At 59.3% G+C, this 14,622-nt stretch carries 18 protein-coding genes; 13 read left to right on the plus strand and 5 right to left on the minus strand.

All coding sequences use genetic code 11. The annotated features are described in order from the left end of the window. Nucleotides 1–2: 2 nt before the first annotated feature. Both NKI64_RS24745 and NKI64_RS24750 read right to left on the minus strand, forming a co-directional pair. The gene (locus NKI64_RS24745) at nucleotides 3–974 is read right to left on the minus strand and encodes a type II secretion system F family protein (RefSeq protein WP_352670612.1); all 972 of its coding nucleotides are present in this window, start codon (nucleotides 972–974) and stop codon (nucleotides 3–5) included. Continuing rightward, nucleotides 974–2,362 carry a TadA family conjugal transfer-associated ATPase gene (locus tag NKI64_RS24750; RefSeq protein WP_023726615.1) on the minus strand — a complete coding sequence of 463 codons (1,389 nt, stop codon included), beginning with the start codon at nucleotides 2,360–2,362 and terminating at the stop codon, nucleotides 974–976. Before NKI64_RS24750 ends, NKI64_RS24745 begins: the two co-directional genes overlap by 1 nt. 527 nt (nucleotides 2,363–2,889) lie before the next feature. On the opposite strand from NKI64_RS24750, the gene NKI64_RS24755 reads away from it, so the two are divergent. The 11 genes from NKI64_RS24755 to NKI64_RS24805 all read left to right on the plus strand — a co-directional run bounded on the left by NKI64_RS24755 (nucleotide 2,890) and on the right by NKI64_RS24805 (nucleotide 11,255). Further along, nucleotides 2,890–3,108 (plus strand): Flp family type IVb pilin, encoded by a 219-nt coding sequence (locus NKI64_RS24755; protein WP_352497385.1) that lies wholly within the window; start codon nucleotides 2,890–2,892, stop codon nucleotides 3,106–3,108. A gap of 29 nt (nucleotides 3,109–3,137) precedes the next feature. Beyond that, nucleotides 3,138–3,356 carry a Flp family type IVb pilin gene (locus NKI64_RS24760; RefSeq protein ID WP_023726613.1) on the plus strand — a complete coding sequence of 73 codons (219 nt, stop codon included), beginning with the start codon at nucleotides 3,138–3,140 and terminating at the stop codon, nucleotides 3,354–3,356. A gap of 92 nt (nucleotides 3,357–3,448) precedes the next feature. Next, nucleotides 3,449–4,489, plus strand: a complete 1,041-nt coding sequence (cpaB, locus tag NKI64_RS24765; RefSeq protein ID WP_352497386.1) for a Flp pilus assembly protein CpaB — start codon at nucleotides 3,449–3,451, stop codon at nucleotides 4,487–4,489. Between the two features lie 51 nt (nucleotides 4,490–4,540). Next, the gene (locus NKI64_RS24770; RefSeq protein WP_352670617.1) at nucleotides 4,541–5,986 is read left to right on the plus strand and encodes a type II and III secretion system protein family protein; all 1,446 of its coding nucleotides are present in this window, start codon (nucleotides 4,541–4,543) and stop codon (nucleotides 5,984–5,986) included. Nucleotides 5,987–5,990: 4 nt separating this feature from the next. After that, nucleotides 5,991–6,272, plus strand: coding sequence for a hypothetical protein (locus tag NKI64_RS24775; RefSeq protein WP_023753016.1), 282 nt, complete (start codon nucleotides 5,991–5,993; stop codon nucleotides 6,270–6,272). 69 nt (nucleotides 6,273–6,341) lie between these two features. Next, a complete protein-coding gene (locus NKI64_RS24780; RefSeq protein WP_352670620.1) occupies nucleotides 6,342–7,793 on the plus strand; it encodes a TadE/TadG family type IV pilus assembly protein in 1,452 nt (483 codons plus the stop codon). A gap of 5 nt (nucleotides 7,794–7,798) precedes the next feature. Continuing rightward, nucleotides 7,799–8,293, plus strand: coding sequence for a TadE/TadG family type IV pilus assembly protein (locus NKI64_RS24785; protein WP_023753018.1), 495 nt, complete (start codon nucleotides 7,799–7,801; stop codon nucleotides 8,291–8,293). Further along, on the plus strand, nucleotides 8,287–8,922 hold the full coding sequence (locus tag NKI64_RS24790) for a TadE/TadG family type IV pilus assembly protein (RefSeq protein WP_023726607.1): 636 nt from the start codon (nucleotides 8,287–8,289) through the stop codon (nucleotides 8,920–8,922). The genes NKI64_RS24785 and NKI64_RS24790 overlap by 7 nt, the downstream gene beginning before the upstream one ends. Then, nucleotides 8,919–10,082: a CpaE/TadZ family protein gene (locus NKI64_RS24795; RefSeq protein WP_023726606.1), complete on the plus strand. Its 1,164-nt coding sequence runs from the start codon at nucleotides 8,919–8,921 to the stop codon at nucleotides 10,080–10,082. The genes NKI64_RS24790 and NKI64_RS24795 overlap by 4 nt, the downstream gene beginning before the upstream one ends. Further along, nucleotides 10,066–10,665 carry a L,D-transpeptidase gene (locus tag NKI64_RS24800; protein WP_352670625.1) on the plus strand — a complete coding sequence of 200 codons (600 nt, stop codon included), beginning with the start codon at nucleotides 10,066–10,068 and terminating at the stop codon, nucleotides 10,663–10,665. The genes NKI64_RS24795 and NKI64_RS24800 overlap by 17 nt, the downstream gene beginning before the upstream one ends. After that, the gene (locus NKI64_RS24805) at nucleotides 10,662–11,255 is read left to right on the plus strand and encodes a hypothetical protein (RefSeq protein WP_352670628.1); all 594 of its coding nucleotides are present in this window, start codon (nucleotides 10,662–10,664) and stop codon (nucleotides 11,253–11,255) included. Before NKI64_RS24800 ends, NKI64_RS24805 begins: the two co-directional genes overlap by 4 nt. Before the next feature lie 23 nt (nucleotides 11,256–11,278). Here NKI64_RS24805 and NKI64_RS24810 read toward each other — a convergent pair whose 3' ends face one another. The 3 genes from NKI64_RS24810 to NKI64_RS24820 all read right to left on the minus strand — a co-directional run bounded on the left by NKI64_RS24810 (nucleotide 11,279) and on the right by NKI64_RS24820 (nucleotide 12,849). Continuing rightward, complete coding sequence (locus tag NKI64_RS24810) at nucleotides 11,279–11,818, minus strand: hypothetical protein (RefSeq protein WP_023714719.1); 540 nt, start codon at nucleotides 11,816–11,818, stop codon at nucleotides 11,279–11,281. A gap of 129 nt (nucleotides 11,819–11,947) precedes the next feature. After that, nucleotides 11,948–12,136 carry a hypothetical protein gene (locus NKI64_RS24815; protein ID WP_156931615.1) on the minus strand — a complete coding sequence of 63 codons (189 nt, stop codon included), beginning with the start codon at nucleotides 12,134–12,136 and terminating at the stop codon, nucleotides 11,948–11,950. A gap of 365 nt (nucleotides 12,137–12,501) precedes the next feature. After that, nucleotides 12,502–12,849, minus strand: coding sequence for a DUF1294 domain-containing protein (locus NKI64_RS24820; RefSeq protein ID WP_352670632.1), 348 nt, complete (start codon nucleotides 12,847–12,849; stop codon nucleotides 12,502–12,504). 248 nt (nucleotides 12,850–13,097) lie between these two features. Here NKI64_RS24820 and NKI64_RS24825 point away from each other — a divergent pair, with 248 nt between their 5' ends. Next, the gene (locus NKI64_RS24825; RefSeq protein ID WP_023726601.1) at nucleotides 13,098–13,394 is read left to right on the plus strand and encodes a hypothetical protein; all 297 of its coding nucleotides are present in this window, start codon (nucleotides 13,098–13,100) and stop codon (nucleotides 13,392–13,394) included. Between the two features lie 228 nt (nucleotides 13,395–13,622). After that, complete coding sequence (gene dusA, locus NKI64_RS24830; RefSeq protein WP_023726600.1) at nucleotides 13,623–14,618, plus strand: tRNA dihydrouridine(20/20a) synthase DusA; 996 nt, start codon at nucleotides 13,623–13,625, stop codon at nucleotides 14,616–14,618. Nucleotides 14,619–14,622: the final 4 nt, after the last annotated feature.

Here is a 14,622-nt window from a genome sequence, read left to right on the forward strand (position 1 = left end):
CGTCAGAAGTCGAAGTTGACCATTTTATACATGATGAAATCACCAAGAAGTGCCCATGTCCCAAAGATCACGAATACAGGCATAATTATTGGATTGCCCAAAACATCGCCATAGTACGCTGGCGCAAGAACCAGTAGAACGAAGAACATAACGACTGGAAATAGCGAGATGATCCATGCTGACACTCTACCTTCCGCTGAAAGCGCTCTGATTTTCATCCCAAGCTTATGCCTTTCACGCAGCACCGATGAGAGATTGTGCAAGATATTCGTCAGATTGCCGCCTGTTTTTGCCTGAATCGACAGTGACACTGACAGCAGATGAAGGCCTTCGAAGCCGACACGCTGAGACAGCTTCCGCACCGCTTGCTCCATGCTGAGACCAAAGGTGATTTCGTCGGACACGATGCCGAACTCGGTGCCGAGAGGATCGGGCATCTCCCGGGCCACGAGACCAACTGCCACCGTGGCGGGATGTCCAGCCCGCAGCGAGCGCACGATCATGTCCAGCGCATCCGGAAGTTGCCTGGCGAACTTCCGGATACGCTTGTTTCGGGCGCGTCGCAGAACAAGGATTGGCAGCAAAAGCCCAGTCACCAGGAAAATGATGAACGATATCAGGGTCGAGACACCCAGGAACAATGAGAGAACCATTGCCAGGGCAAGCCCAACGACAATGAATGTCGCCGCGAAAGTCACGGGATTCCCTGTGATGCCGGATTGCGTGTAGAGCCTATTCAGACCCACTAGACCAAAAAGGAAGTCACCGGAGCTTGTCAGCCCACGCTCGCGCAGCAGTCGTTGCAGGGTCTGCTCGGCCGGAACTTCGTCAGCAAGGCGCTTCAACCGGCGATTGACCGCTCCGGCGCGCGAGCGGCGACTGGCATAAGAAAGATACAGGGCCTCAGCGGCGAGAATGACTGACGCTGCCGCCACCGTATAGATGAAATAGAGCAAGGGCTGGCCGGACAGCATCAGAGCGGAACCTGCGGATTGAAGGCGTCCTTGCCAAAGTGATGTCCGAGCGTCGCCGCCTCCGATGAGAAACGCGGACGGACACCAGTTGCTCGAAAATCGCCGATAATCGCACCGTCCGCAGTGACGTCGCGTCTGACGAAGTGATAGATTTCCTGAAGCTGAACGACATTGCCTTCCATGCCGGTCAGTTCCGATATCGAAATGACCCGTCTGCCCCCATCCGAAAGACGCTGCGTCTGCACGATGATGTCGATGGCCGAGGCAATCTGAGCTCTGATGGATTCGTGTGTCATCGGCATGCCGGCCATGCCGACCATCTGCTCCAGGCGCGAGATGGCGTCTCGTGGTGTGTTGGCATGGATGGTGGTCATCGAGCCTTCATGGCCGGTATTCATGGCCTGCAGCATGTCGAAGGCTTCCTCGCCACGCACCTCACCAACGATGATGCGGTCGGGCCGCATGCGCAGTGCGTTCTTGACCAACTCACGCTGACGGACCTCGCCCTTGCCCTCGACATTCGGCGGCCGTGTTTCGAGCCGACCGACATGCGGCTGCTGCAATTGCAGTTCCGCCGCGTCCTCGATGGTGATCAGGCGTTCCCTGGAAGGAATGTAGCTCGACAGCGCGTTGAGCAAGGTCGTCTTGCCGCTGCCGGTGCCACCCGAAACCAGGATCGACTTGCGCGCCTGAACGGCAATCCGCAGCAGATCGATCATCGGCTGCTTGATTGAATTGAGCGTCATCAGTCGTTCGAGCGAATACGGATTCTTCGAGAATTTGCGGATTGAGACCAGCGGGCCGTCCACCGATATCGGCCGAACCGCGATGTTGACGCGGGAGCCGTCCTCCAGTCGAGCATCGACCATCGGGGACGATTCGTCGACGCGCCGGCCGATCGCCGAAACGATCTTGTTGATGACGCGCAGCAGGTGCGCCTCGTCACGAAACCGGATAGCCGTCTCTTCAACCAGACCACGCCGTTCAATGAAGACACGCTTGTGGGTGTTGATCAGGATATCGGTAATGGAGTCGTCCTTGAGCAGCGGCTCGATCGGCCCGAGGCCCAGCATCTCGTCGGCCGTGTCGATGGTCAGTTGGTCGAGCTCGCGGGCGTTCAGCGGCACACTTCGATTTCGAACGAACTCGCGAACGATCGGACGGATCTCATTCAGAATCTCGTCCTTGCTGGCATTTTCAAGAGCGGTCAGATTGAACCGATCGATAAGGTGCCGATGAAGTTCGACCTTGAGTGTCAGAAAATCATCGCCGCGCGGTTCAATATCAGCGGCCGGCGAAAGGGCCGGAGCGGCAGGCAGCACCGTCGGCTGCTCGGCCCTTATCGCAGCCTGCTGCTCGCTTGGTCCCTTGATAAACCGCCCCAGCATAATCCCTTACACCCCGCTAGCCCTTATTAGCGGAAACTAAACGTTAACCAAGCGAGGCACAAGCGCTGGAGGGTCTCGCGTGAGGCCAATGCTTTCAACATAGTTAAGGAGGAGGCCAGAAAAATATCGTTTTATTTCGATGCCGCGCGCTTGACCGTCTCCCCAACTTCCACCTCACGGGACCTTTCATACCGCAACAAATGAGATGCGGGTGAAAGATCCCCGTAAACCCTTAGATATAAAGGAATATGCAGATTTGCTAATACGACTGTCGTTTTGCGTTGGCTGCTGCCAAATTGTGAACGAATGGTTAAGGACGGTTGAAAATCCAGCCGAATCAAGCTCTTGTTACAATCCAAATGGCTTTTGATTTCGCAAGTTCAGGTATTGGAAGGTTAAGGAACCGTTAATCCGTTTGACTCTGCTTTTTCGTGCGACCTAGGATCGAGACGACGGGGGATGCTTGGGTATGGGGTTCATCCTTGGCTCTGTCTCGTCGGGTTCAACCTCCAAAGGGAGACATTGACATGAAGAAGCTCATGACGATGACCCGGCAGTTCCGCGACGATGAAAACGGCGCTGCTATGGTCGAATATTCCATCCTCGTCGGCATTATCGCCGGCGCGGCGATCCTGGCGATCCTCGCCATCGGCGGCTGGGTCAGCGGCCGCTTCAGCGGTCTCTGCGACACCCTGAATGGCAAGGCTGGCGGCACCTGCATTAAGGGCACCGGCGCCGGCACCTGATCGGGACAACTGACATCGGGACAACTGACATGGAAAAACTCACGACGATCACGCGGCAGTTTCGCGATGATGAGAGTGGTGCTGCCATGGTCGAATATTCGATTTTGGTTGGCATCATCGCTGGTGCAGCCATTCTCGCCATTCTGGCGATCGGTGGCTGGGTGACCGGGCGCTTTACTGGTCTCTGCGGCAAGCTCGACGGCAAAGCCGGCGGACTTTGCGATGCAGCCGCCGGGACGGGCAGCTGATCGACAAGAAATCAGGCCCGGATCCTAAAATCCGGGCCTGATCCTAAATCGAGGCGGGCGAGTTCCCGCAGTGGCCTGGGGGCTTGGGTCAAATGCGTGCCAATACATTTATCATGATCGTGCTCGCCGGCGTGTTTGGCGTGCTCGCGGTGGTGCTTGTCAACATTTGGCTGGCCAACCAGCGCAGCGCCATGGCCGAGGCAAACGGCGTCCAGCGCGACACGGTCGTGGTGGCGGCGGTGCCGTTGAAGTTCGGCGACACGCTGACATCAGAAAAGCTGCGCGAAATCGCCTGGCCGGCGGGCGCGGTTCCAGCAGGCGCATTCAAGACAACAAAGGACGCGCTCGCGGGCGAAGGCGCAAAGCAGGCGCTGCAGATGATCGGCGTCAACGAACCGCTGCTTGCCAACAAAATCACCGGCCCAGGCCAGCGCGCCACGCTTTCGGCAGTGCTCGGCGAAGGCATGAAAGCAGTGTCCATTCGCGTCAACGACGTGCTTGGCGTCGCCGGATTCGTCTTCCCGGGTGACCGGGTCGATGTCTTGCTGACGCGCACTGTGCGCGACAGTGACGGTACGGACAAGAGTTTTGTCGATGTGTTGTTACAGAGCATGAAGGTGCTTGCCGTCGACCAGGTCGCCGATGAAAGCAAGGACGCCCCGACCGTGGTCAAGGCCGTAACGCTGGAGGCCAGCACCAAGGATGCGCAGAAGCTGACCCTGGCGGCGGGCGCCGGCCAATTGTCGCTGGCGCTTCGCCAAGCAGCGGCCAGCAAGGGCGAGACGACCGAACGCGTCACGCTCTCGGATCTGACCGGCGAAACGCCTGACGATGTTGCTAAAAGGCAGGCCGAACTGGATAAGCAGGCAGCCGCCGAAGCGGAGGCCGCAGCTGAGCGCAAGCGCGCCGACGATAAGATTGCCGGATTGACCCAGGCGGTGGACAGAGTGGGCAGCCGCCTCGACGAGTTGGGCAAAGTGAAGCCGGCTCCGGCCGTGGCGTCCGCGCCGGAAGTCCGGGAAGTCGTTAAGGAAGTGATAAAATACGTACAGCCGGAACCGCCGAAGAATGTTACAGTGGGCGTGTTTCGCGGCGTAAAGCTCGAATCCTACGATGTGCCGCGACAACCATAGAAGACACGCGGTAATCGAGGGCTGCCGGCGGCAGTGATTGGGGAGATGGGGATGCAGGCGTTTTGGGCTAGGATGGGGGCGGCCGCGTTGTCCGGTATGGCTGCGCTGATGCTATCGGGCCTTGCAGCCGATGCGGCTGACCGTTTCATCGACGTGTCGAACCCCAGTGTCCATCGTGTTTTTCTGCCGATCTCGCAATCGGTCACGATTCAGGTGAGCGCCAATCTGGGCGATATCGTCGTCGGCGACGAGAAGATCGCCGATGCTCAGCCGATGACCGATCGCACGCTCTATGTCATCGGCAAGGGCGCCGGCACCACCACGGTCAATCTCTTCTCGCCTGAGAAGCGCTCACTCGGCGTCATCCAGATCGAAGTCGGCGTTGATGTCAGCGACATGGCGCAGGCGATCCGCCAGGTAGCGCCCAGGGCGCGCATCGAAATCGGTTCGATCAACGGCAAGGTCAGGCTCGGCGGTCACGTCAAGGATGGCGCCACGCTGGCGTCCATCATGGAAGTGGCGCAGCAATATGGTCCCGACGCCATCATCAATTCCGTCATTGTGGATGATAGCCAGCAGGTCAATCTCGAGGTCCGCGTGCTGGAAGCCAAGCGCAATGCTGGCCGCGACCTCGGTGTGTCGATCAAGAGCACAAATCGCAGCGGCACGACCCGTACAGGCACGGGCGTTGCTGCCGTCGACGAAGATGATGTGGTGCTGGGGCCCGGCAACCTGATCACCGGCCTGCTGTCGAACACCAATCCCTTCGCGGCGCTGATCACCCGCGTCATCGACAGCAACATCAAGGTCGATCTGATCATCGAAGCACTCGAGGCCAAGGGTGTGGTGCGCACGCTGGCTGAGCCCAACCTGACGACGCTTTCGGGCGAGCCGGCCAGCTTCAACGCTGGAGGCCAGGTCCCGATCCGCAGCGTCACGGCCGATGGGCTGATCCAGATCGAATACAAGCAGTTCGGCGTCAATCTCAATTTCACGCCGGTCGTACTCGACGACGGCAAGATCCATATGAAGCTTGCGCCGGAGGTGAGCGACCTCACCGGTTTCACCACCGCCGGAGACCCGATCTTCACCAACCGCAAGCTGGAAACCGTCGTCGAATTGCGCGACGGCCAGAGCTTCGCCGTCGGCGGACTGCTGTCCACCAAAACCACCAAGTTGCAGAACCAGGTTCCGTGGCTCGGCCAGGTTCCGGTCATCGGCTCGCTGTTCCGCAATTCGAGCAACCAGAAGGAAGAGACCGAACTGGTCGTCATCGTCACGCCGCACATCGTGCGGCCGGTGAAGCCCGGCGAGCAGCTGGCGACACCATTCGACAAGACACGTCCGGCCAACGACCCGGAGTTCTTCATCCTCGGTCAGCTCGAAGTGAACAAGGACATGATACGAAAATATGAAACGGGCGACGGCGTGACTGGCCCCTATGGCCACATGCTGGACTTCAAATCGAAGGACAAGATGCTCTATGTCAAGAAATAGCGCCTTGATCCTCATTCTGTGCGCCGGTGCACTATCGGGCTGCGCCGCCGACTATCTGAACCACTACGATTCAGTGACGCTCGCCGCCGGCGACACGCAGAAATACAATTCGCTGCTGCAGACGGTGGATCCGTTCAATCCGAACGCGAAGAACACACATATCGAAGGCGACGGCACGCGGGCTGCCGCTGTTGCCCAGAGCTATAAATTTCCACCGCCACCACCGCCGCCGCCAGCGATAACGGTCAATGTCGGCGGGTCGGGTGTGACCAACGGAGCGAATTAAACAGAAGGATGCGGTCGCGTTGCGCCGGGTGAGCGAGGGGCCCGGTGAAAGGAAGCAGAGAGTAAGGTCATGTTGGGGACCATTAGGGCGTTCTGGAACGATCAACGCGGCGTAGCGATGCTATTCGCCGCAATCATGGTGCCGGTGCTCGTTGGCTTCGCGCTTCTGGCGATCGACATGAGCCGGGCCAATAGTCTTCACAACGATATGCAGAAAGGCGCCGATGCATTTGCGCTGGCGGCAGCGGCCGAGCTGGATGGCAATACGGACGCTATTACCAGGGCCAACCGGGCTCGCGACAATCTTCTGAAGACAAATGCCACGAAATTTTCTACCGCTGACTATCACAAGCTGGTTCCCGCCGACCTGACCGTCACCTACCTGTCCGGCATTCCCGCCAGTGACAGCATCGGGCTCAACGCCGCCGGCGTGGACGAAAACGGCGTGAACTGGAGCACCACAGATCCGAAGGCGGCGAGATTCGCTGAGGTAACTGTGAACTCCACTGCGTTTGCTACAATCTTCCCGGCGAGTTTTGTCGGAAGCAATGACACCATGAACCTGCAGACGCAGGCGGTGGCAGGGTTTAACAACGCCCTGTGTCAGTTCACACCGATGTTCATTTGCAATCCCTATACGTCTATCGGCGCTCTCCAGACAGCCGTGTCGGGAACCACTAAGCCGATGATTTGGCTGAAGGAGCAGACCGGCGGCTCCAGCGCACAATATGGTCCCGGCAACTATGGGTTCTTGTCATCGCCGCAGGGCGACAAATCGACGGCCACGCTTACTGAAATGTTCGCGGTGACCAGCCCGCCTGCCTGCTATAGTCAGAACGGCGTAAAAACCCGCCCGGGCAACATTCCTCCAGTAAATGCCGGAATCAACACCCGTTTCGACATTTACGACAATGGCGGGCCATATAAGACCGATCCCACACTTAACCCGCCGGCGCCCAATGTCCGCAAAGGCATGGTTGTGAAGAATGCGGGCAAGTCAAACTGCAGCTATGATGCGCCCAACAGCGGGCAGGCGAACAATTATAAGGCGCTTCCCCGGGACAATTGCTTTACGTCGGGCAGTTGTTCGCAGGCAGGCGTGCTGGGAGATGGCAGCTGGGACTTCGCAGGTTACTGGACCGTCAACCATGGGAACGCCAGCACTGCCGGGGTGATTACCTCGTGCGGCGCAAATCCCAGCCGATACTGTGTCTACAAGTTTGAAACTGCCAATCCCACCCTGAAGAGCGGGCAGGAGGCGACTGCCCCTCAGTGCAACACGACGACGCAGGGTGCCGACAGAAGACTGCTTTACGTGGCGATCATCGACTGCGTGGCCAACACAGTCCAAGGTGGTGGGCAGACTTTGCCGGTGCAGGCTTTTGCCAGCGTGTTCGTAACCGAACCGGCGGGCGGTGCGCCCAACGCCGACATTTACGGCGAGATCGAGGACATCAGCACGGTCGTCGGTCAGAATACGCTGAAGAAGCTTCAGCGCAATGAAGCCCAGCTCTACCGGTAGAGCAGATGATCAGGCTCAGGCAAATCACCCGGCGTTTCAGAGGCGACGAGAACGGCGCTGCACTGGTCGAGGTGGCGCTCATCGTACCCTTAATGCTGCTTTTGTCGGCGGGTGTGTTCGAATTGTCCAACATCCTGAACACGCGCCTTCTGCTCGAGGCTGGTGTAGAGGACGGCGCACGTTACATGGCCCGCTGTAACGACACCAACTGGGCCAATTGCGTTACCCTGGGAACGAACCTGGCTGTAAATGGCACTGTGACCGGCAGCATCGCGAGGGTAAAAGGCTGGACCAATGGACAGGTCACGGTCACCAAGAGTTTCGCTGACGCGGTCGATGTCTCCACTGGCACCGAACTATACCTCAGCAGCACCAGCACAGTGGATGTCGTAGAGGTCAGCACTTCATTCCCATACAGCGATCTAGGGCTTTGGAGCTATCTGGGCTTCGGGGCTCTCACAATAACCGTGTCGCATCAGGAGCGAGTCTTCGGATGGTGACGGCTAAGACAAAATTCGGCGCGGATCAGTCCGGCGCTACAATGGTTGAAATGGCCGTTGCCATGCCGTTGCTGCTGACGCTGCTGCTCGGCTTTGTCGACTTTGGCTATCTCTTGTACCAATGGAACGCGGGCAACAAGGCCGTACAGATGGGCGCCAGACTGGCGCAGGTTTCGACGCCGGTCGCGAGTGGGCTTGCGCAGGAGGCAAAGACACCCTCCGACACCTTGCTGGTGGGAACCGCCGTTCCTGCGGGCACGTACGACTACATCTGCACCGCCAATACCGCCGGCACCGTTTCGTGCGTTTGCCGCACAGGCAGCACATGTCAGGACCTCACAGCGAGCCAGGTCTCATTCGATTTTGTTTTCAGCGGTGGCGGGGGGCGGGCGGGCATGGTCACTCTTCTGCCCACCCTCCAGAAATCCGAGATTCAGATAGAATACGCCGCCTCCGGCCTCGGCTACTGGACGCGTCCCAGCGGGCCGGTTCCGACGATAACGGTCAGCATAGTCAATCATCCTTTCCAGTTCTTCTTTCTCGGCGGACTGCTCGGGTTCGGCGACATCACCATGCCCTCGATGCTGAGCACGGTTACGGGCGAAGACATGAAGAGTAGCTACCCATGAACGCCATCAACACCAAGGTTACACCGACCAAACGCAAGCAGGTCGCCCTGTTCTCGTCGGATGCGAATTTCAAGCGCGATGTGGCGACGCGGCTCGACGCGCTGGCGATCTATGATGTCCGGATTTCCGAGACCGGTGACTTCCTTAAAGGGCCGCCCGCGGACACGCGCCCCGGCATCGTCATCCTCGACCTCGGCAATGGCGAGTTGCTCGGCAGGCCGGGCATCGTCGAAGTGCGCGCCCTTTGGGCAACCGTGCCGCTTATCGCGGTCTCGGACGAACTGTCGTCGGAGCAGACGCGTGTGCTGGTGCGCATGAACGCTTCGGACTGGCTGCACAAGCCGCTCGACGGCAAGGAACTGCTCAATGCGGTGACCTTCCACGACACCGGCAACCAGGGAACCAAAAGCCGCATCATCACCTTCATCAGTGCGAGCGGCGGCGCCGGCGCGACGACGCTCGCTTTGTCGGCGGCCGAGTTCCTGTCATCGAAGTCGAAAGAGCGGGCGGCTTCCACTTGTCTGGTCGACCTCGATTTCCAGAGCGCCAATTGCGGCGCCTATCTCAACCAGTTCAACCAGTTCGACCTCGGCGGCATCATCGGCCAGCCGGAGAGGCTCGACGTCGAGCTGATGGATGTCATCAAGCTCTCGCGCCCGTCCGGGCTGACGCTCTATTCCTTCGAGAGGCCGCAATTGCCTTTCGAACCGCAGGGCAGTGATTTTGTCTTCCGGCTGCTGGACCTCGTCGCCTACCGGTTCGACGACATCGTCATCGACCTGCCGAACATCGAGACGCCTTGGCACAATTCCGTGCTGTCGACGAGCGATGAGATATTCATCGTCTTCGAACTCAACGTCGCCTCGCTGCGGCAAGGCAAACGGCTCTACAAGAAGATCCGTGAGTTGCGTGGCAATGCTGTAAGCATCACGCTGGTCGCCAACAAGCACAAGCGCAAATGGTTCGGCAACCATTTTTCGCGCAGCGAACTCGAAAAGATCTTTAAGGCGCCGCACATCAAGTCGGTCGCGCTGGACAATGCGCTTCTCACCGATGCGTTGAACCGTGCTATCCTGCCTGCCGAGGTGGATGGGCGTGCGCGCTTCAACAAGGACCTCAAGCGGATGTTCAAAGAGCGGCTCGATGACGCTGCCAAATAGGGGGCGGCCAAGTAGGTATCGGATTGGCCCGGGATTGGCCTGCGTCATGAGCATTGCGCTGATGATGCTGGTCCAGGATTTCGCCAGCGCACGATCGGCACTTTCGGATCGGCCGCCGCTGCCGGCAATGGGCCCCAGCCTGCGCAAGACAGTTGCCTTCGAGACGACAGAACAGCCCGGAACAATCGTTATCCGCAAGGACGAGAAAGCGCTTTACCTGGTGACCCGACAAGGCCAGGCGCTTCGCTATCAGATCAGCGTCGGACGTGACGGATTTGGCTGGACCGGAGTGGTCGAGGTGGGGGCGAAGACCGAATGGCCGGAATGGCGCCCACCCCGCGAGATGCGCGCCCGCCAGCCGGACCTGCCGCAAATGGTGCCTGCCGGTCCTTACAATCCACTTGGCGCCAGGGCGCTCTATCTGCTTCGGAACGGGCGTGACACGCTCTATCGGATACACGGAACCAACGATCCCAAGGGTGTTGGCTTCGATGGAACATCGGGGTGTTTTCGCCTTACCAACACCGATGTGATCGATCTCTTCAGGCGCGTCGCGATCGGCGCAAAGGTGGTGGTTCAATGACGATGATCAGCGAACCGGACATGCCGGCAATCGAGATTGGGACAGCAACCCACATTGGAGAGCAAGCTGCCGTTGTGAAACCGAGCGACAGAAGCATTGTCGGCGCCGTCATCATCGGCACGTCCCTGCTCACCTTGGTGAACATAATAGCCGCAGTCTATCTCTACCGCGGCATCAGCGATATGCGCTTTCTGGAAGGGCGCCTGGAACAACTCGGGACGTTTGAACAACGAATCGGCAGCCAGTTGGATACGGTCAACAACGGTTTTCAGAGCCGATTTGAAAAACTGGACAGTCAGCTGCAGAGCAGCTTTGGCGAAATCAACCGGAGCATGGCCCGGCTGGCACAGAACCAGCCTCTTGCACGTGACGAAGTCATGTCGAGCCCAACGGAACCTTCCGTCGACACGACCGGCAGCATGGCGGAGGCGCCTGCTGTTCTCGATGGTGAAGACGCGAACGAGCCCAGCGTCGTCGATACACCGCGTCCGCCCAAAAGGAGGATTGCAGCTGCAGCGCCTGCCCCAAGCCCCGACTACCAGCGCATAGAGCAGGCCGACGGCAAGGTTTACTACCGGAAGATCAACTAACGCCGGAAAAAGGTGGGGCTATCCTAGAGATCTCGCTGCAGAGCAACGAGCCTAGCGGCCAGCGCTTCGGACCGCTGTCGGGTTTCGCTAAGGAAGATGACATGGCAGTAGGCGCATGCCGTCACGCCCAGAAACAGCACAAGACTGTTGTTCAAGGTGAAATCGACCGTAAGTTGGAACGGAAGGCCGCCGGGTACCGTGAAAGAGGCGATCGTGCTGGCTGTTTCGGAATGGCTGGTGACAGCGATCATCAACCCGGCGAAAAGCAGGGCGACGTGGTTGGCAAGGAAGAAGAACGCGGCCGACCTTCTTGTGCGGCACGCCATCCAGCAAACCATCGACGCGGCGGCCAGCATCAAGGCATCAAGGACCATCGACGACCCGAGATAAAGATCGACCTGTTGCCAGAACATCGTCGACAGCGGCCTTAGTTCAAGCCAGATCCGCCACATTGCGGGACTGGCCGGATATGCTCCCAGCAAGAAAGTCGCCATGCGCTCCCCTGCCAAGATCAGCAGGATCAGAGCTGGGAAGGCAAAGAGCATTATCGACTTGCGCTTCATGTCACCCTCGACAAACTGGCAACAAGATAGCTTGCAGAGATTGAGCGAGGCTTAACGGAGCGTTGGTGGTGCCGCGGCAGCGCAGCCAGCGGCGCATGGCAGCTGCATATCAGAAAGCGCCATGCGCCATTAGTTGTTTTGGGTGAGCACGAGCGTCACCACCTTCGGCTCGACTCGTTGCAGACATCGTTCCGGAATATTGGGCCACATCGCCTTGGCGCATCCCTCTTCGCCTGGCGCCGGCGCCAGCGAGAGTTCTGAGCTACGGGCTTCCTCGGCGGTCGACAGGAATACCTGTGTAGCCAGCGCGGTCGCCATGGATACCTGGACGAGGATAAGAGCGTAAGCGAAACTTCTGATCATCCGCTCGCAACGCCGAATTCGCGAACTGGTTCCAATGGCCTGGCTACCGGGTAACCACGATCGCGATTCTTGGCTCCTCGCAGTGAATTTTGCCATTCAATACCGGTGGATGTTGAACGAAGTACGCGTCTTGTCCTTGGCCGCCTTTCCAGAATACGACGCGTACTCGCGAAAGGTGCCGATGCTCGTCCCTTTTTCGCGAAGGTTGACGCTAGCCGCGCATTGATGGCCAGCAGTCGGGGTCGGTTCCGGTAGGGCGCGCGCCGGCATTCATCGCTGATCCGGTGCCGCTTGAACGTCCGCTCTTGACACCCTTGAAACTAGAGGCCCCCGAATTCGCCTCCGAATGTCAGTAATTGCGAGAGCGCTTCGGGCAATCCCGGAAAGAGCAATCCCACTTCAATCGCGATTACCGCGAGGACTTGGAGCAGGACGATGCGAGCGAGGCTGGAGCGGAACGGCTCCTTGCGCGTCTTGTGCCGGATCGTCTTTTGCGCGATCACAGTCCCGATGCTACCGCCAATGATGGCGAGTGTAAGAAGCGTCGACTCTGGAATGCGTTGGGCACCGTTTTTGGCCATAGCCTTGTCGAACGACATGGTGGTGTAAGCCAGCAAGTTTACCGCGACAGCGTAGCCGATGACCCCGATTGCAAACTGCCCCGGCATGCGCTCCTCCACCTTCGGGCCAGTATAACCTAAGCCCGCTAAATCATCGGATGGCAACGGGCCCATCTAAATGGGCTATCTGAAACGTCGTCATGGTGACACGAAGTGACCGATGAGCCTGTCGAGTTCATCCTGCGTCGGGCGCCTGTCGCGCTGATGGCCTTTCCAACCACGCGAAGCCTCTTCAGGGCAATACGCGCGAGATCAACCGGTTCGACCTTGACGGGCAGACCGTGCACCGCAGCGGCATGAGCCAGAATGAGTTTTACAAAGCCAATGTCGATGCCGAGCGTCATCGGTCCGGCACCTTGGGCGGCCCGGTCGCGACCAAAACGAATGAGCCGTTCGCGATCAAGGGCAGCTATGTTGCACTTCCCCAGATGTCTTTGGAGCATATCGAGGGCTGCGGCCTTGGAGCGGCGAGGGGACTTGCCTACATCGCACATGTCGTCGATATGAAGGTCGATGGGTTCGCCGAAAGTTTTCAGGCGCGCTATACGGACTTGGTCGGCGTCTCACCGCGATCGACTTGGCGCTCGGTTTAGGTTGCCCAGCGCCTGGCGTCGTCTCGGCGCAGAAAGGTCTCGCTAACGTAGCGACCCTTGCGACGGACTTGGACACGCCATGAACCGGACGAGAGTTTTGTGTAGGTGGCCATTTTCTCGTGTGCGCTCCGTGTGCACTGAGAGATCGAAACGTGGCGAAAAGGGTCGTATTCTGGCGTAAATTCGCGTGCACTCGGGCTGCTCTAACGATTTGATGTTAAAGAAAAAATGCTGAAAAATCAAGATCATAGACTGGCTATTGCACCCATGATGGACTGGACCGACCGGCATTGCCGGTTCTTCCACCGCCAGTTGACGCAGCGTGCGCTGCTCTACACCGAAATGGTGGTGGCGGACGCTGTCATCCATGGTGCGCGCGAGCGGCTGCTTGGTTTTGACGAGACCGAACATCCGGTGGCACTGCAGCTCGGCGGCTCCGATCCGCAAAAGCTGGCCGAGGCGGCGCGCATCGGCGAGGGCTTCGGCTACGACGAGATCAATCTCAATGTCGGCTGTCCGTCCGACCGCGTCCAGTCCGGCACGTTCGGCGCCTGCCTGATGAAAGTGCCTGACCTCGTCGCCGATTGTGTGGCGGCGATGAAGGCGGCGGTGAAAATCCCGGTGACGGTCAAATGCCGCATCGGCGTCGACGAGCAGGATCCGGAGCCCGCGCTCGACGCGCTGGCCGACGGCGTTTTCGCGGCCGGCGCCGACGCGCTGTGGGTGCATGCGCGCAAGGCTTGGCTGGAGGGTCTGAGCCCGAAGGAAAATCGCGACATCCCGCCGCTCGACTATGACAGGGTTTATCGCCTCAAAGCGGGAAAATCGAACAAATTCATCGGCATCAACGGCGGCGTTCAATCGCTCGAAGAGGCGGCTCGCCACCTCGATCATGTCGATGGCGCCATGCTTGGCCGCGCCGCCTACCACACGCCAGGCATCCTGGCCGGCGTCGACGCGGCATTCTACGGCGACAAGGCCGGCGCCTACGATTTTGCCGCGCTGATCGACACGATGGCCGACTACGCCGCGCGGCATATCGAGCAGGGCGGGCGGCTCGGCCACGTCACCCGCCACATGGTCGGGCTGTTCCACGGCCTGCCGGGCGCGCGCCGCTTCCGGCAGATACTGTCCACCGACGCGACGAAACCCGGCGCCGGACCGGATGTGCTGAAGGCAGCGTTCGCTGCCGTCGATTTCGACCGTGTTGAAAAGGCCGCTTAGGCAG

The sequence above is a fragment of the Mesorhizobium sp. M0478 genome (assembly GCF_040321305.1).
In the GTDB taxonomy this organism is placed as follows: domain Bacteria; phylum Pseudomonadota; class Alphaproteobacteria; order Rhizobiales; family Rhizobiaceae; genus Mesorhizobium.